We start from the raw sequence: 19,444 nt of genomic DNA, 5'->3' as shown, positions 1-19,444 counted from the left end.
TCCAGCTTGCTGCTTTTCCCTGCGGTGTGGCTCCGGTCTGGTCCATGGCTGACTCCGACAAGAGGGGATCTGATGGCCATGTTACCGAACGGAGCTGGTTAGGGAAGGGGGAGTGAGTGATTTCTCGGGCAAGATCAATAAATTGAGCTGCCATGGGGGGGCGGGCGATAGGGGTATCTCAGCGTCCGTACTTTCTCAATGCTCGCTGCGCATTTGGACGGGGGAATGAACTGGGGGGCGTTACTCTGTTGAGTGAGTTGCTGAGCTGAAGCCAAGGTAATGGCATCAAGGCCGGGCCAGTGATGGCATGTGCATCCCAGCCCGCTCAGATCCGCGTTTCCCACCAGAGATAAATGGGCCCGCTGTCGGTGACGACAGGGGCCTTTTTTGTTGTTAGCGCACGGTCTCGGGATCAGCGGGCCAGCACCACCTGGCCGGCAGGGCTGGGATTGGCGAGTGGTGGAGAGGCGGGTTGTTGCTGGAACTGGCGTACCAGCCGATCCAGGTCACTCAGTTGCCGCACCAGCTGGTTGATGCCGTGGACGGCATGCTGACTACCTTGGCTTGAGTCATCGGCCAGGGTCTTGATGCTGAGCACGTTGCGATCGATGTCGGCAGTGACCTGAGACTGCTCCTGCACGGCCTGGGCTATCTGGCTGCTGCCAGAGGCGACCTGCTGCAACATGCTGTTGATCTGCTGCAGTATGGTGCCGGTAGCGGAGGCCTTCTGCTGGCAGCTGGCGGAGAGATCCCCCCCCTTTTCCATCGCCTGCTCGGCGTTGGCCGCGCTGGTTTGCAGCAGGTTGATCATCTTCTGGATCTCGCCGGTGGAGGACTGGGTCTTGATGGCCAGGGATCTGATCTCGTCTGCCACCACCGAGAAACCACGGCCCGCCTCACCGGCACGGGCCGCCTCGATGGCCGCATTGAGGGCCAGCAGGTTGGTCTGGTTGGCGATGCTGTTGATGACATCCAGGATGCCGTCGATATCCCGGCATTGGGTCGCCAGGGTGTGGATCACCGTCTTGGAGGTGGCGATCTCGCCGTGCATCCCCTCGACCGCCCCTATGGTCTCCTGCACGCTGCGGTTGCCTTCCCGGAACAGGTCGGCGGTTTCATCCAGCAGGTCGGAGGCGGCGGTGGAGCTGTGGGACACCTCGCGGATCGACTCGGCCATCTGGGTGATGGCGGTGGCAACCTGATTGGTCTCGGCCTGTTGTTGTTGCAGGTTGCTGGTGATGGATTCGGCATTGCGCAGATCGCCCTCCGCCGAGTGCAGGATCCGGCTGCAGGTCTGCTGGGTGCGCGCCAGCACGGCGTTGAACTCGGCTTGATTCATCAGCATGGCGAGCTCGATGGCAGCGATGTTGTCGACCTTGTTGGTGTAGAGCAGCTGCATCAGCGGGTTGTCGAAGCGGCTGCGGGCCAGCTTGTCGAGCTTGCCGAGGCGACGGCTCAGGGCCTGGGTGATCATGGCCGCCAGCAGCAAAGGCAGCACGGCAAGGGCCAGCAGCCAGCCGGAGGCCTGCTCATACCCCAGCGCCATCATGGCCACCAGGCTCGGCAGCAGGCAGAGGGTGATTGCCTGCGTGTGGGAGAAGGCCGGCAGCCTGAGCGCCAGCGGCGCCTTGTCGGCGCGCAGCCCGGCATAGATGCGCTCGGCCCGCTGCTTGATCTCCTCGCTGGGGGCGGTACGCACCGATTGATACTCCACCACCTTGCCGTGGGCATCCTTGATCGGCGTGACGAAGGCGCTGACCCAGTAGTGATCGCCGTTCTTGCAGCGATTCTTCACCGGCCCCATCCAGCTCTTGCCGGCCCGGATATGGTGCCAGAGGTCGGCGAAGGCCTGCTTGGGCATGTCCGGGTGGCGCACCAGGTTGTGGTGCTCCCCCTGCAGCTCCTCCAGCGTGAAGCCGGCGATCTGGCAGAACTCCTCGTTGGCATAGGTGATACGGCTCTCCAGATCCGTGGTGGAGATGAGGTGCTGGTGTTCGGGATAGCGACGCTCATGCTGGGTGACAGGCTGATTGACTCTCATGGTGTGCTCCGAAACCGGGTTGTGGGGAAGGAGTCATCACCAATGCAAGGGCTGCACCAGAGGGGGCGAAAATCGTCGATCATGCGGCACTCATGCGGTACGGCGGGGGGTGATGGCCGGTTGTGAGCGGATCTGCGGGCGTGGGGCTGGCGAGTCAGAGGGGGGGGATTTGCATTTCAAGAACCGTTTTGGCAACGGTGGCGCCATTTCGCGAGCGGCGGCGGTAGGCGCAAAACAGCGGAGCCCTGACGGGCTCCGGAGGATCAGGGGGTCGGTTCGGCCGGGGCCGGCTCAGGCCCGGCGGGCGGGGTCAGCATCATGGTCTCGATCTGCAGCCCCTGCACCAGCACGGTTTTCAGATCCTGCAGGTACTCCTCCAGCGGCGGCTCCTGCAGCAGCTGGGCGAGCTCGTTGCCGACCGGGGTCAGCCGGTAGTAGAGCAGGGTGATGTTGGTCTGCTTGCGCTGCAGGCGCCAGCGCTGATCGCCGAACTCCAGCTCCACCCCGTCGGCGGGCAGCGGGCCGGATTCCAGCTCGCCGCGGTGCAGCAGGCCGAGCTCGAACAACTGCAGCAGGGCGTTGTAGGGGATGCGGTACTTGCCAAGGCCGAGCCGGGTCACCCGGGCGCGGCTGAGCAGGCTGGCCCCCTTGTGTAGCCCCAGCAGCAGCCGCTGCTCGTCGCTGCCCACGTAGTGGCAGGAGAGGGAGCAGATGCGCTGGAACAGCTGGGCCTCGCGCTGGGTCATCTCCTTGAGGGTGGTGAGCGCTCGGATGGAGAAGCGGCCCGGGGTAGCGATCTCGATGGCGAAGATGCGGCCCCACAGCTGCTGCATGGGCACCATGCTGATGTCTTCCGCCAGTTGCAGGAAGTGGGTCAGCCAGTCGCTGTCCATCTCGCCGCCGGCGGCGGTCTCTTCGCAGTGGCGGGAGGCCATCACCATGATGGATTCCAGGTTGCGCTGGCGGGCGGCCTGATCCGCCAGTTGGCGAAAAGCGGCGCGCTGCTCGAAGGTGCTGTCGCTGTTGCGGGTGAGCATGCCGTCGATGCCGCGGCTGCGGGCCAGGCGCAGGGTCTGCTCCTGGCTGCTCAGGATGGAACTCTCTTTCTTGGGCGGGGGCAGGTCAGCCATGCTGGCTCCGTGATCGCAAGGTCTAGCCTTGAATGTTACTCCAACCGGGATGGCGGGCAATCCCTCAGGCAGGGGCTGGCCGGGTTCTTGCCGTCGCGGATAACAAAACGGCCTCCCGTGGGAGGCCGTGTGTGCCTGGTTACTGCTCTTCGTAGACGCTGACTTCGACCGCCTCCAGCGAATAGGAGGCGGTGGCCATCTCGTGACTGGAGCTGACCGTGCGCATCTTGCCCTTCACCCAGATGGCGTCCCACAGGTCGTCCACCGGCGCCCCCTTGGGGTAGCTCACATAGACCACCTGGTTGGTGGGCGGGGGCGGCACATGGATGCAGGCGCCGAAGTAGGGCACCAGCAGGAAGGCGGTGATCTTCTTGGCATCCCCCTCCAGCGGTACCACGAAACCCGGGATACGCACCTCTTGGTTATCCAGCTTCTTGTTGACCCCGCCCACCGGCTGGGGCACGGAGGCAAGATTGCCATCGTGGCTCACCTGGGGTGGGGGCAGCAGTTTTTCACCTTCCGGAATGAGCACGTCCCAGTCGATGGTCTTGTAGTCGGCGGCCATGGCCGGCAGCGTCAGCAGGGCGGCCAGCAGCGCCACGATTTTCCACTTCATCATCTGTCCTTCTCGTTTTTTATGGGCGCCTGGCTAGACGCGAATGCTCATGCCATCGCTCAGGCTGTAGCGATAGGCGCGGGCGGCGGGCAACAGGCCTATCACCATGCCGGCCAGCCAGACCAGCCCCAGCAGTTGCCACTCGTGGGCGCTTGGCAGCCCCAGGCTCAATTGCAGGCCATAGTGACCGAGCAGCCAGGGGGTGGCAAGGGCTTGGCCCAGGTAGAGCGCGGCCACCCCGAGTGCGATGCCGGCGGTGGTGAGGGCCATCGCCTCCAGCGCCAGCAGCAGGAACAGATGAGAGGGGCCGGCGCCGAGGGAGCGCAAGATGGCGAGCTCCCGGCGCCGCTCGTTGAGGCCGGCCAGCAGGGTGGTCAGCATGCCGATGAGGCCTGCCACCACCACGAAGCCGGCGATCACCGACAGCGCCGTCTCCGCCACGCTCATCAGGCTCCACAGCTCCTGCAGGGCGGCCCCCGGCAGGATCGCCATCAGCGGCTCGCCCCGGTAGGTGTTGACGCTGCGCTGCAGCTGGAACGCCAGGATCCGGTTACTGAGTCCCACCATGAAGGCGGTGATGGTCTTGGGGGTGAGATCCTGTGCCAGTGCCTGCTCGGCGGTCACGTTCTTGCTGTGACGGCCGGTGTCCCAGCCCAGGTGGATCGCCTCGATACCGGCCAGCGGCACATGGATGGTGCGATCGATGGGGGTGCCGGTCGGTGCCAGGATCCCCACCACCTTGAACGGCAGGTTGTCGTGCTGGCTGAACGAGGTGTTGCCGGCGCCGTGGGCGATGACGATGGACTGCCCCAGGTGATAGCCGAGCTTCTCGGCCACCTGGGCGCCGAGCACCGCCTCGAACGGCGTGTCGAACGCTCTCCCTTCCCGCAGCTCCAGTGCCTGCTGCTGGCCATATTTGAGGTGGGTGAAGTAGTCGCCATTGGTGCCAAGCACTCGAAACCCCTTGTGGGAGTCACCAAGGGAAAGCGGGATGGTCCAGGCGATGCCGGGTTGTTGCTTGATGGCCTGATAGGCGTCCCAGCCCACGTTGTTGGTGGGATTGCCGATGCGAAACACCGAGTAGAGCAGCAGGTTCACCTGGCCGGAGCGGGCGCCGACGATGAGATCGGTGCCCGACACCGTGTTGGCGAAGCTCTCGCGGGCCTGATTGCGCACTCGCTCCACCCCGAGCAGCAGGGTGACGCTGATGGCGACGGCCAGCAGGGTGAGCCCGGCGGTGAGACGGCGGGCCCAGAGGCTTTGCAGGGCGAGTTTCAGCATGTTGCCCTCCTGTTCAGTTGTTGCAGGTTTTCCACCCGCGGAAAGAGCGGTTCGAGGTAGGGGTCGTGGCTGACGAAGATCAGGGTCGAGCCCTGCTTGTCGCACTCCTCGAACAACAGCTTGATGAAGGCGGCCCGGTTGTCGGTATCGAGGGCCGAGGTGGGCTCGTCGGCGATCACCAGCGGCGGTGAGCCGATCAGCGCGCGGGCGGCGGCCACCCGTTGCTGCTGGCCGATGCTGAGGGCATGGACGGGCCTGTGCAGCGCCTCCTCGGGCAGTTGCAATTCCCGCAGCAGGCGGCGTGCCTCCTCGGCCGGGCTGCCTTGCAGCCGGGCCCGCTTCTCGAGGGAGAAGGTGAGGGCGCTGGTGACGTTGTCCTGCACGGATAAAAACGGCAGCAGGTTGAACTGCTGGAAGATGTAACCCAGATTGGCCGCCCGGAAGTGGTCACGGGCCCGGCCAGAGAGCCGGGCCAGCGGTTGGCCCAGCACCTCCAGGGTGCCGTGGTTGGCGGTCTGGATCCCGGCCAGCAGGCCGAGCAGGGTCGACTTGCCCGAACCGGACGGTCCCTTGATGAACACCCGTTCCCCCTCGCCGATGGTGAGGGCGGGCAGATCGAGTACAACCTCGTGACCCGGCCAGGCAAAGGCCAGATCGCGGATCTCAACCACGGCATTTTTCATGGCGTTACCAGCTCAGTTTGTTGGCGGAGGGGGTCAGCTCGGCCGCGGTCTGGCCGCTGGGCAGGATGCCCTGCACGCTCAGCTTCTCCAGGCTCGGATAGACGCTGAACAGGGTGGCTTCCAGCCCGGTCAGTTTGGCTGGCTCCGCGCAGGTGTAGGTGTACATGGCACCCATGTCGGCGTGACCGGCATCGTCGTGCTGGTGTTCGTCGTGCTTGCCGTCAGACTTCTGGTGGTCATGGTCATGGTCATGGTCATGGTCATGGTCATGGTCATGGTCGTGATCTTCCTTGGCGGCCTGCAACGCCTGCTGGGTCAGCGTGCAGCCGGCGGCCGGGTCGAAGCGCAGCAGGGCATCGGGTTGCTTGAGCTGGGCCACGGCCTTGGCGTATTGCGCTTTCTCGTCATCGCTCTTGGCGGCGTGCTCGAAGCCCACCAGATCGGCGGCGGGGGCCTGCAGCTCGATCATCAGCTGGTTGCCGTCGAGCACCAGGTTGAGGTGGCCGTGGCCGTGTTCGTGGGCTCCGTGGCCGTGACTGTCGTGTTCATCGTGGTTTGCCTGCACGCCAAATGCGGCGGCCGCCAATAACAGGGTGACTGCTTTCATCGTTAATCCTTTGAAAAGTTTATTGAAAAATGGATTTAGCCGGATAAGCGATGAAGTGGTGGCGGTGCGCGAATGCGGCACTGGCCTGAGGGGGTGGCATGAGGTTTGGGCAAGGCGGCGTCAAGGAGCTTGCCGATGACGACCTGTGACGAGGGGACGATCTGGGTTGGGGTGAGTGCCAGCTTGCCATCCAGATGCAGGGCGCAGAGGACGCAGGCGTGGTTGTGGCCGGGCAGGTCGGCTTCCAGCGGATGTTGTGCCAGCACGGGTTGCAGCCACAACCAGCCCAGCAGCAGCAACCAGATTTTCAGCTTGGTACGACCCATAGACCCCTATCAAAGGGGCGCCATCAGCGCCCCTTTTCTCTGGCTTAGAGATGGGACTGGATGAGCCCCATCACGGTAGCGATATTGTTGGCATCGAGCTGACCGTCCTTGACGAACAGCACCTTGCCCTCTTTGTCCAGCAGGATGATGGCCGAGCTTTCCGGCGCCAGATCCCAGGCGTTGCGGGCCATGCCCTTGGCATCCAGCACCATGGCGGACCAAGGGAATTCCTTCTTGCTGTCTTCGGCACTGCTCTTCACAAAGCCGGAGGTACCCCAGATGGCGTCATTGCTGTTGATGATGGTGACGGTCTGGTACTTGTCGTGGGGCAGCTTGGCCGCCTTGATCGCTTCGATCATGGGGGCGTTGAGCTCCTTGGCGCTGGAACGACCGGCGATGTGCTGGATCAGAAAGACCTTGCCGGCCAGCACCTTGCTTTGCCAGGGCTGATAGCCGATCTCTTTCTCTTTCAGAACCAGTTCACCCTTGTCGCCGATGTTGACCAGCGGAACCTGGGCCGATTCCTTGATGTTGTGAGCCAGGGCCAGCGTTGGCAGCAGCGCCAGAGTAAGTACGAGATGTTTCATCCTGATGACACTCCTTTTGTTATGTTATAACGATTTTTGCATTGAGGGAATGGGGCCGAACTCATCCTAAACTGATCGGATCTGTTTAAAAAGTGTTAAATAAGAACCGGCATTGAGGCGTTTGACTGCCCGCCAGCACCGGGGCTGGCGGACAAAGGCGGCTAGGATGGCACGCAGTCGATAAAAATCAATTGCTTATCAACTGGTTTGAGGAGTCTGGCCGCGCTCTGCAGCCAGACTTGAGGAAGGGGATAGGCCTCAGTAGAGCGGCTCGCTCACCAGCGGGATCTTGGCCATGGTCATCTGCTGGGCCAGCAGGGGCGAGCCGGTCAGCAGTATGTGACGCTGATTGCCGATCACCACTGTATCCCCTTTCAAACCGCTGTCGGCGGTGATGGCCAGCCAGGCTGGCGAGACGCTGCCAATGCTGATGTTCGGATAGATGATGCTGAGCATGTACTGGGGGGCCAGCTCGGCCAAGAGGCTTGCCATCAGCAGCGCCTTCTCGTCGCTGTCCGCCTTGTTGTTCTGCAAGGCCTGCAGCGGCGGAGCGAAGTGGTCCATCTGTTCGGGCGGAGTGGGAATGCCACTCAGCCACTCCTGCAGCAGGCCGACACTGGTGGCGAGATCCTTGGCCAGGAACTGTTTCGCCAGGGGCCTCAGGTCGCCCTTGAACTGGTAGAACAGCTGGGAATAGTTAGGGCGCACGCAGGGCAGCTTGCGGTTGGCGGGGTGAACGCAGGGCACCACCCGCATTTGATAGAAGGCGTCGTCCTGATATTGCTGATAGGCCTGCCAGAACAGGGTCGACTCCATGCTGTCGTCGTGCAGGGTGAAGGCCTGCTCCAGATTGCGAAACTTGGTGGCGGTCTCAGGGCTGGTCTGGTTGATGAGGTTGATGCTGTTGTAGAGCCGCGGGCTGATGTAGGAGTAGAGGGTCTCCAGCGGATAGTTGAGGGAGGCATCGAGCAGGGTCATCTCGTGGCGACTGGCGGCGATGACTCGCTCGTCCGCGTTCAGTTGCAGATGCTTCTGCTGACCGTCGCTCGATTGCCACTGCCAGCTCAGGGTGACCTCGTTGGCCCCGGCCATGGACGCGAACACTAGACTCAACAACAGACCTTGTGCCAGTTTCATGATGTGCATCCTGCTCGGGGTGATAATAAACAACTAGGTGAGCTGGCCGATTTTGGATGAGTCTGGCATTTGTGATTTTGATAACAGATTGATCGGGCTTTTAATTTAATTCTGGAAATAAGTCATGCAGGAAACCGTCATGAAGCGAATCACACCCTTGTTGCTGCTGTTGGCCACGTTGCCGGCCGCGGCGGGGCCTGTCATCGTCAACCAGGGAATGTCCAGCGCGGATACCTTTGCCCTGCGCGACAAGCTGGCGAAGGAACATGAGTGGCAGGAGTGGCTGCGCTTTCAGCAGGCCATCAAGTGGCTTGAGGTGCTGCCGGTGAACTGCGAGCTGATGAGCGATGCTGGTGGCAGTTATCGCTGCGGGGGGAATTACTACCGGCCCTATCAGCAGGATGGACGCGACATCTATATACAGGGGGATCCCAGCGGTGTGACGCCGGGTCAGCCCCAGCAACAGCCCACGAAAAAGGCGCCCTGAGGCGCCTTTTTCACGAAGGTTACGCTTACTTGGCAGCGTAACGCTCGGCAGAGCTCTTGATCTCTGCTTCGGCAGCGGCCTTGTCGCCCCAGCCTTCAACCTTGACCCACTTGCCCGCTTCCAGCTCTTTGTAGCGCTCGAAGAAGTGCTGGATCTGGGCGCGCAGCAGCTCGGGCAGATCGTTCACATCCTGGATGTGGTCGTACTGCTTGGTCAGCTTGGAGTGCGGAACGGCCACGATCTTGGCGTCTTCGCCAGATTCGTCGGTCATCTTCAGCACGCCAACCGGGCGGCAGCGAATGACGGAGCCGGCCAGCAGCGGGTAGGGAGTCGGAACCAGCACGTCAACCGGATCACCATCCAGAGACAGGGTGGCGTTCACGTAGCCGTAGTTGCACGGATAGAACATCGGGGTAGACATGAAGCGATCAACGAAGATGGCACCGCTGTCCTTGTCGACTTCGTATTTGATCGGGTCGGCGTTCTGCGGGATTTCGATGATGACGTAGATGTCGTCGGGCAGGCTCTTGCCAGCCGGTACCAGATTCAGGCTCATGACGTTTCCTTTGAGTGTTGGAGTCAAGTTTGCAGGCCGATATTATAGCGATGTCGCGTCAAATGACCATATTTCAGGGCCACTGCGACAGAGTTGGTGGATACCGTGCAGCTTGGGTCTGCCAAATTGCCGTCACCTTGTTAGAATGCGCACTTCCCTTTACTGCGAAAGGAAGCGGTATGCATATTCACATTCTCGGGATCTGCGGCACCTTCATGGGTGGTCTGGCGGTGTTGGCAAAACAGCTTGGTTATCGGGTCACCGGCTCTGACGCCAACGTCTATCCCCCCATGAGTACCCAGCTCGAGCAACAGGGCATCGAACTGACCGAAGGCTACGATCCTTCCCAGCTCGATCCGGCGCCGGATCTGGTGGTAGTCGGCAACGCCATGAGCCGCGGCAACCCCTGTGTGGAGTATGTGCTGGACCGCAATCTGCCCTACATCTCCGGCCCCCAGTGGCTGCTGGAGCACGTGCTGCAGGATCGCTGGGTGCTGGCCGTCGCCGGCACCCACGGCAAGACCACCACCGCCAGCATGCTGGCCTGGGTACTGGAATACGCCAAGCTGGAGCCCGGTTTCCTCATCGGCGGCGTGCCCGGCAACTTCCCGGTCTCCGCCCGTCTCGGCTCGGCCCCCTTCTTTGTCATCGAGGCGGACGAGTATGACTGCGCCTTCTTCGACAAGCGCTCCAAGTTCGTCCACTACCACCCGCGTACCTTGGTGATGAACAACCTGGAATTCGACCACGCGGATATTTTCCCGGATCTGGCCGCCATCCAGCGCCAGTTCCACCACCTGATGCGCACCGTGCCGAGCAACGGTCGAGTGCTCTTCCCCAAGGGGGACGAGAACCTGGCCGCCGTGCGCAAGATGGGCTGCTGGAGCGAAGTGGAGCTGGTGGGTCAGGACGACGCAAAATGGAAGGCGGTCAAGCTGGCCGACGACGGCTCTGCCTTCGAGGTGTGGCTGGATGGGGTGAAGCAGGGCGAGGTGCACTGGGAGTGCATCGGCGAGCACAACGTCAACAACGGCCTGATGGCCATCGCCGCCGCCCGCCATGCCGGTGTCATGGTGGAGCACGGCATTGCGGCCCTCTGCCAGTTCAAGTCTCCCAAGCGGCGGATGGAGCTCAAGGGGGAAGTGGCCGGCATCAGCATCTATGACGACTTCGCCCACCACCCCACCGCCATTGAAACCACCCTCGGCGGCCTGCGTGCCAAGGTGGGCAAGGCCCGCATCCTGGCGGTGCTGGAGCCCCGCTCCAACACCATGAAGCTGGGAGTGCACAAGGAAGAGCTGGCTGGCTGCTTCGACGGCGCCGACGAGGTGTTCTTCTTCCAGCCGCCCAACATCGGCTGGGATCTCGGCGAGGTGACCGCCCACATGACCCGACCGGCCAAGGTGTTCAACGATCTGGAGACCCTGATCAACCGGCTGGTGGCCGAGTGCCGCGATGGCGATCATATTCTGATCATGAGCAACGGCGGCTTCGGCGGCATTCATGACAAGCTGATCGCCCGCCTCAAGGACTATCACGGCCAGCTATGAACAAAGCGATCACCCTGGCGCTGACCGGTGCCTCCGGCGCCCCCTATGCCCTGCGCCTGCTGGAATGCCTGGTGCAGGCGGACTATCGGGTTTATCTGCTCGCCTCCTCGGCGGCTCGTGTGGTGCTCAAGACCGAGCAGCAGCAGGAGTGGCCGGGCTCGCCAAAAGAGCTCTCTGCCTACCTCTGTCGCCAATATGGCGCCAAGGAGGGGCAGATCGTCGCCTGTGGCAAGGAGGAGTGGTTCTCGCCGGTGGCTTCGGGCTCGGCGGCGCCCAAGCAGATGGTGGTCTGCCCCTGCTCCATGGGCACCGTCTCGGCCATTGCCAACGGCACCTCCGACAACCTGCTGGAGCGGGCGGCGGACGTGGTGATCAAGGAGCGTGGCCAGCTCATTCTGGTGCCCCGCGAGAGCCCCTTCTCGGCGATCCACCTGGAGAACATGCTGAAACTGGCCCGCCTTGGCGTGACCATCATGCCGGCGGCGCCGGGCTTTTATCATGAGCCGAAAAGCATCGCGGATCTGGTGGACTTCATGGTGGCGCGGATCCTCGATCATCTGGGGATCGAGCACGCGCTGACCCGCCGCTGGGGCTACGCCAAAGGGTGAGATGAGCGAATAGCGGACAAACAAAAGCGGCGCCGACCTGAACAGTTCGGCGCCGCTTTTTTGCTGGAGCGGATCAGGCTGCCTGGATGGGGGCGGTTACGTACTTGAACAGAAAATCGGTCACCTCTTCCCGGCTCGGGCGTTGTGGCTGATTGATCATCTGCATCATGACGTAGCCGAAGCCGGTCAGGGAGCGGGCCAGATCCTGCGCCGACAGCACACTCTGGATCTCGCCGGCATCCATGGCGCGTTGCAGGTGAGGTGCAATGCGTTCCAGAGCCTTGTCCAGCAGCTTGGCGTAACGGGGCCAGACCTCTTCCCGCACCGATGAGCTCCACTCCAGCCAGATGCTGGCGTGGTCAGGCTGATCGTAGGCGGCGTCAACAAACAGCTTCACGTGGCGGCGAATGCTGTCGCTGACCGGGCCCTGGCCGGAGTAGGCCTGTTTCAGCATTTGATGCACGAAACGTTCGATCTCGGCCAACACTTCATCCACCAGCTCTTCACGGGTGTTGAAATAGTTGAACACGGTAGCAACCGAGACCTTGGCCTGTTCTGCGATTTCGGCGTGACCCGCACGGCCGATGCCGCGACGGGAGAACACCTCGATGGCACATTCCATCAATTGATTGCGTCGGGCCTCCGGCGAAAGCCGGGTTCGACGTCTAATTTCTGCGCGTGGTTCCATAGTTTTTTCATCTAATAGTTATTGATTATGGTGTTTATAGTATTGTCACCGATAATGCCCGAGGGCCTGCTAACTCTATCAATTAAAATAAGCCGATAAAAGCATCACGTATGCCTGACGCCCTCCGGCTTGAATGGTAGAATCATCGGTTTTGACGTTAATGAACGGCCAAATTTGCTTTGGCCATTATGGAGTAAGTGATGAAACACACTGTCGAGGTGATGATCTCCGAGGCTGAAGTCGCCGCCCGGATCGCCAAATTGGGTGAAGAGATCACCGCCCGTTACCAGGGCTCTGATGAAGTGGTCATGATCGGCCTGCTGCGCGGCTCCTGCGTCTTCCTGGCCGACCTGTGCCGCCAGACCCAGCTGCCCATCACCCTGGATTTTATGACCGCCTCCAGCTATGGCTCCGGCATGCACAGCACCCGTGACGTGCGCATCCTCAAAGACCTGGATGACGACATCAAAGGGAAGGACGTGGTGATCGTCGAAGACATCATCGACACCGGCTACACCCTCAACAAGGTGCGCGAGATCCTCTCCCTGCGCGAGCCGAAATCCCTGGCCATCTGCACCCTGCTGGACAAGCCGTCCCGCCGTGAAGTACAGGTGCCGGTGGACTGGATCGGTTTCTCCATTCCGGATGAATTCGTGGTGGGCTGCGGCATCGATTATGCCCAGAAGTACCGCAATCTGCCGTTCATCGGCAAGGTAATACCGCAAGAGTAAGCAAGGTTCAGGAATATGACGGGCAAGGTGGCAGAGCGCCATTTTCTGTCTGCAGGCGGCCTTGGCCGCCTTTTCTGTCTCGAGATGGGATGAGCCATCACAGGGGTTGCAATGAACGCACTGGAAATCAGCGGCCTGAAGAAGACCTATCAGGGGGGCGTCGAAGCCCTTAAAGGCATTGATCTCACTGTCAAACAGGGGGATTTCTTCGCCCTGCTCGGCCCCAACGGGGCGGGCAAGTCCACCACCATCGGCATCATCAGCTCGCTGGTGAACAAGAGTGCCGGCAAGGTGAAGGTGTTCGGCTACGACATCGACACCCACCTGGAAGAGGCCAAGGCCCAGCTCGGGCTGGTGCCGCAGGAGTTCAACTTCAGCCAGTTCGAGAAGGTGATCCAGATCGTCACCCATCAGGCCGGCTTCTATGGCGTGCCGCGGGCCGAGGCCAAGATCCGCGCCGAGAAGTACCTGCGCCAGCTCGACCTGTGGGACAAGCGCGACATGCCGGCCCGCACCCTCTCCGGCGGCATGAAGCGCCGGCTGATGATCGCCCGCGCCCTGATGCATGAGCCCAAGCTGCTGATCCTGGACGAGCCGACCGCCGGGGTGGATATCGAGATCCGTCGCTCCATGTGGAATTTCCTCAAGGATCTCAACGAGCAGGGCGTCACCATCATACTCACCACCCACTATCTGGAAGAGGCGGAGATGCTGTGTCGCAACATCGGCATCATCGACAAGGGGCGCCTCATCGAGAACACCAGCATGAAGAAGCTGCTGGGCAAGCTGGGCCGCGAGACCTTCATGCTGGATCTGGCGCCGGGCTCCGCCGTGCCGAACCTGCCCGAGTTCAACGGCCGCATGCAGGACGAACGCACCCTGGAGGTGGATCTGGACAAGAGCCAGTCCCTCAACAGCCTGTTCGATCAGCTGTCGAGCCAGCAGGTGCAGGTACTGAGCATGCGCAACAAGGCCAACCGGCTGGAAGAGCTGTTTGTCAGCCTGGTCGAGGAGGGGAGAAAAGCATGAACCTGACCACTTACTACATCGCCTTCAAGAGCATTCTGGCCAAGGAGATCAGCCGCTTCACCCGGATCTGGATCCAGACCCTGGTGCCGCCCGCCATCACCATGAGCCTCTACTTCGTCATCTTCGGCAACCTCATCGGCGGCCGCATCGGCGACATGGGGGGCTTCAGCTACATGGAGTTCATCGTGCCCGGCCTCATCATGATGTCGGTCATCACCAACTCCTACTCCAACGTCGCCTCCTCCTTCTTCAGCGCCAAGTTCCAGCGCAACGTGGAGGAGCTGCTGGTGGCGCCTGTGCCCAACTACGTCATCATCGCCGGCTACGTCGGCGGTGGCGTGGCGCGCGGCCTCTGCGTCGGCCTCATCGTCACCCTGGTGTCGCTGTTCTTCGTGCCGCTGCAGATCCACCACCTGTTCAGCGTCTGCTTCACCGTGCTGCTGACCGCCATCCTCTTCTCGCTGGGCGGCCTCATCAACGCGGTGTTTGCCAAGACCTTCGACGACATCAGCATCATCCCCACCTTCGTGCTGACGCCGCTCACCTACCTGGGCGGGGTGTTCTACTCCATCAGCCTGTTGCCGCCTTTCTGGCAGGGGGTCTCCCAGGTGAACCCGATCATCTACATGGTGAACGCGTTCCGTTACGGCTTCCTCGGGATCTCCGACGTGCCACTCGGCACCGCCTATCTCATCATCATCGGCTTCATCGTGGCTCTCTACGGTCTGGCCTGGTGGCTCATCTCCCGCGGCACCGGGCTGCGCCACTGATGCAATGCAACGGGCACCCTGGGGTGCCCGTTTCTTTGTTGCCTCTTTTACCTCTCCTGCGCTGGCCCCATTTCGAACAGGGCCAATAACCACCCTCTTATCAAGGTTTTATCTGGCACCTTGTGATCCACTGCAATTTTCAGATTACCCCCAAAGGTATAATTTCCGCGGTTGGAAGGTCTGCAAAATGGGCCCTCCGTCTCTTTCTCTCCTCACCAGGGCAGGATCGCCTATGTCACTGATCACCGAGTTGCCAGCCATTTTTGACAGTTTTTCAGATGCCCGCCGGCAGGGCTTTCTGGCCGTGATGGCACTCAAGGAGCGACAGATCCCCCTGGTCGGCACCTACTGCACCTTCATGCCACAGGAGGTGGCCATGGCCGCCGGCGCCGTGGTGGTATCGCTCTGCTCCACCAGCGACGAGACCATAGAGGAGGCCGAGAAAGACTTGCCCCGCAACCTCTGCCCGCTGATCAAGAGCAGCTACGGGTTCGGCAAGACCGACAAGTGCCCCTACTTCTACTTCTCCGATCTGGTGGTGGGGGAAACCACCTGCGACGGCAAGAAGAAGATGTACGAGTACATGGCCGAGTTCAAACCGGTGCACGTGATGCAGCTGCCCAACCGCGCCGATGACGAGGCCTCCCGCACCCTGTGGCGCAGCGAAATCGTCCGCTTCAAGGCGTTGCTGGAGCAGCAGTTTGGCCAGCCCATCGGCGAGCAGGCATTGCGCGACGCCATCGTGCTGAAGAACCGCGAGCGCCGTGCGCTGGCGGACTTCTATCGGCTGGGTCAGCTCAACCCACCGGCGCTGAGTGGCACCGATATCCTCAAGGTGGTCTATGGCGCCACCTTCCGCTTCGACAAGGAGCAGCTCATCAGCGAGCTGCAGGAGATGACCCGCCGCATCAAGGCCGACTATGCCGACGGCAAGCGGCTCGATGCCCGTCCGCGCATCCTCATCACCGGCTGCCCCATCGGCGGCGCCGCTGACAAGGTGGTGCGCCTTATCGAGGAGCACGGTGGCTGGGTGGTGGGTTACGAGAACTGCACCGGCGCCAAGGCGACCGAGCAGTGCGTGAGCGAGGAGGGTGACCCGTTCGATGCGCTGACCGACAAGTATCTGGCCATCGGCTGCTCCTGCATCTCCCCCAACCACCAGCGCATGAATCTGCTGAGCCAGATGCTGGAGGAGTATCAGGCGGACGGGGTGATCGACGTGATCCTGCAGGCCTGTCACACCTATGCGGTGGAGTCGCTCGCCATCAAGCGCCACGTGCGCGATCGCCACGGCATCCCCTACATGGCGGTGGAGACCGACTACTCCAGCGCCGACAAGGGACAGCTGGCCACCCGGCTGGCGGCCTTTATCGAGATGCTGTGAGGAGGCGCCGTGTCACTCACCATCGGGATTGACTCCGGCTCCACCGCGACCAAGGGGATCCTGTTCGACCACAGGGAGGGCGGGCGTATCGTCCGCCGCTTTCTGGTGCCGACCCCCTTTCGTCCGCTGGCCGCCATCGAGCAAGGCTGGGAGACGCTCTCGGCCGGGCTGCCAGAGCGCCCCCATCTGACCCTGACCGGTTATGGCCGCGATCTGGCTTCATTCGCCGATCGGCGGGTCACCGAGATCTCCTGCCATGGGCTGGGGGCGCGCCTGCTCTGTCCGTCGGTGCACACCGTCATCGACATCGGCGGCCAGGACAGCAAGGTGATCCAGCTCGATGGCGACGGCAACCTCACCGACTTTCTGATGAACGACAAGTGCGCCGCCGGTACCGGCCGCTTTCTCGAGGTGATCACCCGCACCCTGGGGGCGCGGGTCGAACAGCTCGACGAGCTGCTGGAAGGGGCAGAGCCCCATGACATCAGCAGCATGTGCACCGTGTTTGCAGAATCGGAGGCGATCAGCCTGCGCTCGGCGGGCATTCCGGCCGAGTCGATCCTGGCCGGCATCGTCCGCTCCATGGCCAGGCGCAGTGCCAACTTCATCGGCCGCCTCGGCGCCAGACCGAGCGTGCTCTTTACCGGCGGCGTCAGCCACTGCGCCACCTTCCGCCACTATCTGGCGCAAGGATTGGGTTGCGACGTGGCCACCCACCCGGACGCCCAGTTTGCCGGCGCGCTGGGGGCGGCCCTGTTCGGTGCGCGTGCCCGCACGGGAGGCAAATCATGAACGCAGAGTTCCTCTACCTGTTCCACTCCACCCTCGGCACGGTCAGGCTGCGCAAGCGGCTGGAGCAGCAGCCCCACCCGTTTCGGGTCTGCGACGTACCGCGCCGGCTCAGCGCCGGCTGCGGTCTCGCCATCCGCCTGCACTGTCCGCCCGAGGAGTGGCAGCAGTGGTGCCAGAGTGGCGAAACCGCCGCAGTCTTTCGCTGTGACGAAGACGGTGAGTATTGCGAACTGGCCCGCTATCCCAGCACCTGAAGAGCAGAGGGGCTCCCGTGCGGTAGCCCCTCTTGTTCATTGTCATTAGCGGACCGTTATACCTTGATGGCATGCTCCTTGAGCAACCGGGCGGTGAGCTCAAGTTTCTCATTGCGCTCAATTGTCCGCTCCGGCACGGTGACGATCCCATGCTCATCGACCCGCTCAAGCCCGAAGGTGTCATCGATGGCCTGGGCCATGGCGCTGCGGCCTGCGGCGATATCGGGATCGATAAGGCTCTCCTGCATCCTGATCCGGTTTGCACTGGTTGCCAGTTGCAACTCGTCAAGCTGTGACGTGAGTGTATCGATCCGGCTCTCGACTCGCTGAGCCAGCTCGAAGAGGCGGTGGTCGTTGCCGGAAGCCATCGCCAGCCCCTCAAGCATCTCCCCTTTGCGCTGATCAAAGGCATTCACCGCGCGGGCCGCCAGCTCCAGTGCATAGGCTTTGGTCGCCATGGCGTTGACGCTGCCTTCCCAGCCCACATCAGATCCTATCCCCAGCGTCACGCCGAGGGAGGTATGGAGTTTAGCCCCCTGAGGTCCGATTGCCGCGGTAGCTCCGGCCGATGCCCCGACGCCAACATTGGCTGATGCTCGCACCTTGGCCGAGAGACTATAGGCATCGGCATACTGGCTCTTGAGCAGATTGAGCTGGGCACTGCCTTCCGCCTTGAGGCCGGCAAAAGCCGAAGCATTGGCTGTGGCGCTCAGGATCGGGCCCGCCGGCGTCATAATTGCCGCCGCTCCCGCCTCCAGCTTGGCATTGATCCCAGCCTCGGCAGTACCTGCCAACTTGAGGTTGAGCAGATTGCCCACTGTCCAGCTGGCTTCGGCCGAGAGACCCAGCTTGCTTACCAGCTCGGCACTGGCGCCGATGCGTAGCAGGTTCACATCATGAGGGCCAGGCTTGTAGCGATCACCGTCGGTTTCACTCAGGATGCGGGTGGCTGGGTTGAATGCCAACGAACCTTCCGCCTTGCCCACCACCAGCTCGGCCTTGGCACTCGCCTTGTTCTCCTGGGTCAGTGCTACCTTGCCGCTAAACTCACCCACAGGGGTATCACGGCTACCTTCCCACTTGCCGATCTCGATTTTGGCGAAGGCTTCGACCAGTGCACTGGCGCTTACCAGACCAAGCCCGCTGAAGGCTTTCTGGCTTATTGGCTCGCCCGGTTTAAGCTCCTTGCCAGCAGTCTCTAGCGGGCTCTTGATCTCGGCTCGCCCACCGGTCTGGTAGTGCTTTTCTGACTTACCCTCTCTCTGCCAGAGTGCTTTATCCTGAGCCTCGCGTTCAAGCCAGGGCTCATCCAGGCCATCGACCAATGCCGTCAGCAGCTCGGTTCGAAGCAGGCCTATCTCTCCCTGTTGACTCACTTTCTGCTCCATACTGAGGGCCAACACCTCCTTGAGGTGGGTCAGCTCCAGCAACTGGCTGTGAGTCAGCAGGATATCGCGACCATTTTCCTCGGCGGTGGCCTGCGGCTTGAGCGTCAGCTCGGCAGGGAAGCGATCCCGCAAGAGGCCGCAGAAGCACTTCCACTCATGGCTGTCGACGACCTCTTCCCGAGTGGGAGCCCGCTCCAGCCGCCGTGCCGTCATGGTCTCGCTCACTCCGTACATCAGGTCGAGCCCCCTTTGCAGCTCGTGATGGAACAGATCGTGTGCCCCCTCCTTTTGCAGGCCGGCGAGTTCACTGCACCACTGGCGGATCTTCTGGTTGCTTTCAATGGGTTGATTGACCAATCCCTGTGCGTTACAGAGCCAGGACAGTTGGAACGCAGGGGCGTTTCCTGTTTGTCCCAACGCCTGCCGACGGGCGGCAATGTCGGCCACCAGTTGTTTCAGCACGGGATCCTGCTGGCGGGAGCGGTTTTTGCCTGAATCGATCCAGAACTGTAGCGCCTGCTCGATCTTGGTCAGCCCGGCCAACGAAGGTGTCTTTCCATTCTGGTACTGGCGTACGGCTTGTTTGACCGCTTTGAGTTCATGGCTCTGCATGTGGCCGATCCCGCGACGGATACCACGTTCGAACTCACGGTTGCCGGCATCCAGCAGTCGCAATCGGATGTTGCCAAGGTGCGCCGTTGCTGGCTGGGCTGGTTCGCCCCCGTTGGGCAGGGTGCGAGCAGCATTCAAATCCTGTGGTGCAATTCTCATCTCGGGCATAGCAGTGATCCTGACTTGG

21 protein-coding genes are annotated in these 19,444 nt (G+C 62.0%); 9 read left to right on the top strand and 12 right to left on the bottom strand.

Going from position 1 to position 19,444, the window contains the following annotated elements; translation table 11 throughout:
• Nucleotides 1-412 precede the first annotated feature (412 nt).
• The 9 genes from AB5Y95_RS04900 to AB5Y95_RS04860 all read right to left on the bottom strand — a co-directional run bounded on the left by AB5Y95_RS04900 (nucleotide 413) and on the right by AB5Y95_RS04860 (nucleotide 8,408).
• The gene (locus tag AB5Y95_RS04900) at nucleotides 413-2,041 is read right to left on the bottom strand and encodes a PAS domain-containing methyl-accepting chemotaxis protein (protein WP_368159741.1); all 1,629 of its coding nucleotides are present in this window, start codon (nucleotides 2,039-2,041) and stop codon (nucleotides 413-415) included.
• A gap of 263 nt (nucleotides 2,042-2,304) precedes the next feature.
• On the bottom strand, nucleotides 2,305-3,171 hold the full coding sequence (locus AB5Y95_RS04895) for a TIGR03899 family protein (RefSeq protein ID WP_017781524.1): 867 nt from the start codon (nucleotides 3,169-3,171) through the stop codon (nucleotides 2,305-2,307).
• 139 nt (nucleotides 3,172-3,310) lie between these two features.
• On the bottom strand, nucleotides 3,311-3,790 hold the full coding sequence (locus AB5Y95_RS04890; protein WP_017787621.1) for a DUF3299 domain-containing protein: 480 nt from the start codon (nucleotides 3,788-3,790) through the stop codon (nucleotides 3,311-3,313).
• Between the two features lie 30 nt (nucleotides 3,791-3,820).
• Nucleotides 3,821-5,068, bottom strand: a complete 1,248-nt coding sequence (locus tag AB5Y95_RS04885) for an ABC transporter permease (protein ID WP_017781523.1) — start codon at nucleotides 5,066-5,068, stop codon at nucleotides 3,821-3,823.
• The gene (locus AB5Y95_RS04880; RefSeq protein ID WP_368159737.1) at nucleotides 5,062-5,751 is read right to left on the bottom strand and encodes an ABC transporter ATP-binding protein; all 690 of its coding nucleotides are present in this window, start codon (nucleotides 5,749-5,751) and stop codon (nucleotides 5,062-5,064) included. The genes AB5Y95_RS04885 and AB5Y95_RS04880 overlap by 7 nt, the downstream gene beginning before the upstream one ends.
• 4 nt (nucleotides 5,752-5,755) lie before the next feature.
• Nucleotides 5,756-6,358 carry a DUF2796 domain-containing protein gene (locus AB5Y95_RS04875; protein ID WP_042007052.1) on the bottom strand — a complete coding sequence of 201 codons (603 nt, stop codon included), beginning with the start codon at nucleotides 6,356-6,358 and terminating at the stop codon, nucleotides 5,756-5,758.
• A 35-nt stretch (nucleotides 6,359-6,393) separates the two neighbouring features.
• The gene (locus AB5Y95_RS04870) at nucleotides 6,394-6,684 is read right to left on the bottom strand and encodes a hypothetical protein (RefSeq protein ID WP_368159734.1); all 291 of its coding nucleotides are present in this window, start codon (nucleotides 6,682-6,684) and stop codon (nucleotides 6,394-6,396) included.
• Between the two features lie 44 nt (nucleotides 6,685-6,728).
• Complete coding sequence (locus tag AB5Y95_RS04865) at nucleotides 6,729-7,271, bottom strand: YtfJ family protein (protein WP_368159732.1); 543 nt, start codon at nucleotides 7,269-7,271, stop codon at nucleotides 6,729-6,731.
• Between the two features lie 258 nt (nucleotides 7,272-7,529).
• A complete protein-coding gene (locus AB5Y95_RS04860; RefSeq protein ID WP_005304657.1) occupies nucleotides 7,530-8,408 on the bottom strand; it encodes a hypothetical protein in 879 nt (292 codons plus the stop codon).
• A 124-nt stretch (nucleotides 8,409-8,532) separates the two neighbouring features.
• Between AB5Y95_RS04860 and AB5Y95_RS04855 the strand changes: the two genes are divergently transcribed.
• Nucleotides 8,533-8,895, top strand: a complete 363-nt coding sequence (locus AB5Y95_RS04855; protein WP_017780517.1) for a hypothetical protein — start codon at nucleotides 8,533-8,535, stop codon at nucleotides 8,893-8,895.
• A 25-nt stretch (nucleotides 8,896-8,920) separates the two neighbouring features.
• Here the strand turns inward: AB5Y95_RS04855 and ppa are convergent, their stop codons facing one another.
• On the bottom strand, nucleotides 8,921-9,451 hold the full coding sequence (ppa, locus tag AB5Y95_RS04850) for an inorganic diphosphatase (protein ID WP_005304649.1): 531 nt from the start codon (nucleotides 9,449-9,451) through the stop codon (nucleotides 8,921-8,923).
• Nucleotides 9,452-9,630: 179 nt separating this feature from the next.
• On the opposite strand from ppa, the gene mpl reads away from it, so the two are divergent.
• A complete protein-coding gene (mpl, locus tag AB5Y95_RS04845; protein WP_005304646.1) occupies nucleotides 9,631-11,001 on the top strand; it encodes a UDP-N-acetylmuramate:L-alanyl-gamma-D-glutamyl-meso-diaminopimelate ligase in 1,371 nt (456 codons plus the stop codon).
• A complete protein-coding gene (locus tag AB5Y95_RS04840) occupies nucleotides 10,998-11,609 on the top strand; it encodes a flavin prenyltransferase UbiX (protein ID WP_005304643.1) in 612 nt (203 codons plus the stop codon). The genes mpl and AB5Y95_RS04840 overlap by 4 nt, the downstream gene beginning before the upstream one ends.
• 73 nt (nucleotides 11,610-11,682) lie before the next feature.
• On the opposite strand, the gene AB5Y95_RS04835 is transcribed toward AB5Y95_RS04840, so the two are convergent.
• Nucleotides 11,683-12,297, bottom strand: coding sequence for a TetR/AcrR family transcriptional regulator (locus AB5Y95_RS04835; RefSeq protein ID WP_368159729.1), 615 nt, complete (start codon nucleotides 12,295-12,297; stop codon nucleotides 11,683-11,685).
• A gap of 200 nt (nucleotides 12,298-12,497) precedes the next feature.
• On the opposite strand from AB5Y95_RS04835, the gene hpt reads away from it, so the two are divergent.
• The 6 genes from hpt to AB5Y95_RS04805 all read left to right on the top strand — a co-directional run bounded on the left by hpt (nucleotide 12,498) and on the right by AB5Y95_RS04805 (nucleotide 17,257).
• A complete protein-coding gene (hpt, locus tag AB5Y95_RS04830) occupies nucleotides 12,498-13,028 on the top strand; it encodes a hypoxanthine phosphoribosyltransferase (protein ID WP_005304637.1) in 531 nt (176 codons plus the stop codon).
• A 111-nt stretch (nucleotides 13,029-13,139) separates the two neighbouring features.
• Complete coding sequence (locus AB5Y95_RS04825) at nucleotides 13,140-14,057, top strand: ABC transporter ATP-binding protein (protein WP_005304633.1); 918 nt, start codon at nucleotides 13,140-13,142, stop codon at nucleotides 14,055-14,057.
• A complete protein-coding gene (locus AB5Y95_RS04820) occupies nucleotides 14,054-14,827 on the top strand; it encodes an ABC transporter permease (RefSeq protein ID WP_005304632.1) in 774 nt (257 codons plus the stop codon). The genes AB5Y95_RS04825 and AB5Y95_RS04820 overlap by 4 nt, the downstream gene beginning before the upstream one ends.
• Nucleotides 14,828-15,059: 232 nt before the next feature.
• Nucleotides 15,060-16,211 (top strand): double-cubane-cluster-containing anaerobic reductase, encoded by a 1,152-nt coding sequence (locus tag AB5Y95_RS04815; RefSeq protein ID WP_368159726.1) that lies wholly within the window; start codon nucleotides 15,060-15,062, stop codon nucleotides 16,209-16,211.
• 9 nt (nucleotides 16,212-16,220) lie between these two features.
• A complete protein-coding gene (locus tag AB5Y95_RS04810) occupies nucleotides 16,221-17,003 on the top strand; it encodes an acyl-CoA dehydratase activase (RefSeq protein ID WP_368159724.1) in 783 nt (260 codons plus the stop codon).
• Nucleotides 17,000-17,257: a DUF3343 domain-containing protein gene (locus AB5Y95_RS04805; protein ID WP_368159721.1), complete on the top strand. Its 258-nt coding sequence runs from the start codon at nucleotides 17,000-17,002 to the stop codon at nucleotides 17,255-17,257. The genes AB5Y95_RS04810 and AB5Y95_RS04805 overlap by 4 nt, the downstream gene beginning before the upstream one ends.
• Nucleotides 17,258-17,313: 56 nt before the next feature.
• Here AB5Y95_RS04805 and AB5Y95_RS04800 read toward each other — a convergent pair whose 3' ends face one another.
• Complete coding sequence (locus tag AB5Y95_RS04800) at nucleotides 17,314-19,425, bottom strand: hypothetical protein (RefSeq protein WP_368159719.1); 2,112 nt, start codon at nucleotides 19,423-19,425, stop codon at nucleotides 17,314-17,316.
• Nucleotides 19,426-19,444: the final 19 nt, after the last annotated feature.

Origin of the sequence: Aeromonas sp. R5-3, assembly GCF_040908225.1 — a bacterium.
Lineage (GTDB): Bacteria > Pseudomonadota > Gammaproteobacteria > Enterobacterales > Aeromonadaceae > Aeromonas > Aeromonas dhakensis.
This window is presented reverse-complemented; position numbering and strand designations above follow the sequence as displayed.

What these genes read in the sequence shown, in the direction of transcription:
- AB5Y95_RS04880 (WP_368159737.1), bottom strand. Translation starts at nt 5,751, where the DNA reads ATGAAAAATGCCGTGGTTGAGATCCGCGATCTGGCCTTTGCCTGGCCG.
- AB5Y95_RS04865 (WP_368159732.1), bottom strand. Translation starts at nt 7,271, where the DNA reads ATGAAACATCTCGTACTTACTCTGGCGCTGCTGCCAACGCTGGCCCTG.
- AB5Y95_RS04890 (WP_017787621.1), bottom strand. Translation starts at nt 3,790, where the DNA reads ATGATGAAGTGGAAAATCGTGGCGCTGCTGGCCGCCCTGCTGACGCTG.
- hpt (WP_005304637.1), top strand. Translation starts at nt 12,498, where the DNA reads ATGAAACACACTGTCGAGGTGATGATCTCCGAGGCTGAAGTCGCCGCC.
- AB5Y95_RS04800 (WP_368159719.1), bottom strand. Translation starts at nt 19,425, where the DNA reads ATGCCCGAGATGAGAATTGCACCACAGGATTTGAATGCTGCTCGCACC.
- AB5Y95_RS04835 (WP_368159729.1), bottom strand. Translation starts at nt 12,297, where the DNA reads ATGGAACCACGCGCAGAAATTAGACGTCGAACCCGGCTTTCGCCGGAG.
- ppa (WP_005304649.1), bottom strand. Translation starts at nt 9,451, where the DNA reads ATGAGCCTGAATCTGGTACCGGCTGGCAAGAGCCTGCCCGACGACATC.
- AB5Y95_RS04805 (WP_368159721.1), top strand. Translation starts at nt 17,000, where the DNA reads ATGAACGCAGAGTTCCTCTACCTGTTCCACTCCACCCTCGGCACGGTC.
- AB5Y95_RS04870 (WP_368159734.1), bottom strand. Translation starts at nt 6,684, where the DNA reads ATGGGTCGTACCAAGCTGAAAATCTGGTTGCTGCTGCTGGGCTGGTTG.
- AB5Y95_RS04900 (WP_368159741.1), bottom strand. Translation starts at nt 2,041, where the DNA reads ATGAGAGTCAATCAGCCTGTCACCCAGCATGAGCGTCGCTATCCCGAA.
- AB5Y95_RS04815 (WP_368159726.1), top strand. Translation starts at nt 15,060, where the DNA reads ATGTCACTGATCACCGAGTTGCCAGCCATTTTTGACAGTTTTTCAGAT.
- mpl (WP_005304646.1), top strand. Translation starts at nt 9,631, where the DNA reads ATGCATATTCACATTCTCGGGATCTGCGGCACCTTCATGGGTGGTCTG.
- AB5Y95_RS04840 (WP_005304643.1), top strand. Translation starts at nt 10,998, where the DNA reads ATGAACAAAGCGATCACCCTGGCGCTGACCGGTGCCTCCGGCGCCCCC.
- AB5Y95_RS04860 (WP_005304657.1), bottom strand. Translation starts at nt 8,408, where the DNA reads ATGAAACTGGCACAAGGTCTGTTGTTGAGTCTAGTGTTCGCGTCCATG.
- AB5Y95_RS04895 (WP_017781524.1), bottom strand. Translation starts at nt 3,171, where the DNA reads ATGGCTGACCTGCCCCCGCCCAAGAAAGAGAGTTCCATCCTGAGCAGC.
- AB5Y95_RS04885 (WP_017781523.1), bottom strand. Translation starts at nt 5,068, where the DNA reads ATGCTGAAACTCGCCCTGCAAAGCCTCTGGGCCCGCCGTCTCACCGCC.
- AB5Y95_RS04820 (WP_005304632.1), top strand. Translation starts at nt 14,054, where the DNA reads ATGAACCTGACCACTTACTACATCGCCTTCAAGAGCATTCTGGCCAAG.
- AB5Y95_RS04875 (WP_042007052.1), bottom strand. Translation starts at nt 6,358, where the DNA reads ATGAAAGCAGTCACCCTGTTATTGGCGGCCGCCGCATTTGGCGTGCAG.
- AB5Y95_RS04825 (WP_005304633.1), top strand. Translation starts at nt 13,140, where the DNA reads ATGAACGCACTGGAAATCAGCGGCCTGAAGAAGACCTATCAGGGGGGC.
- AB5Y95_RS04855 (WP_017780517.1), top strand. Translation starts at nt 8,533, where the DNA reads ATGCAGGAAACCGTCATGAAGCGAATCACACCCTTGTTGCTGCTGTTG.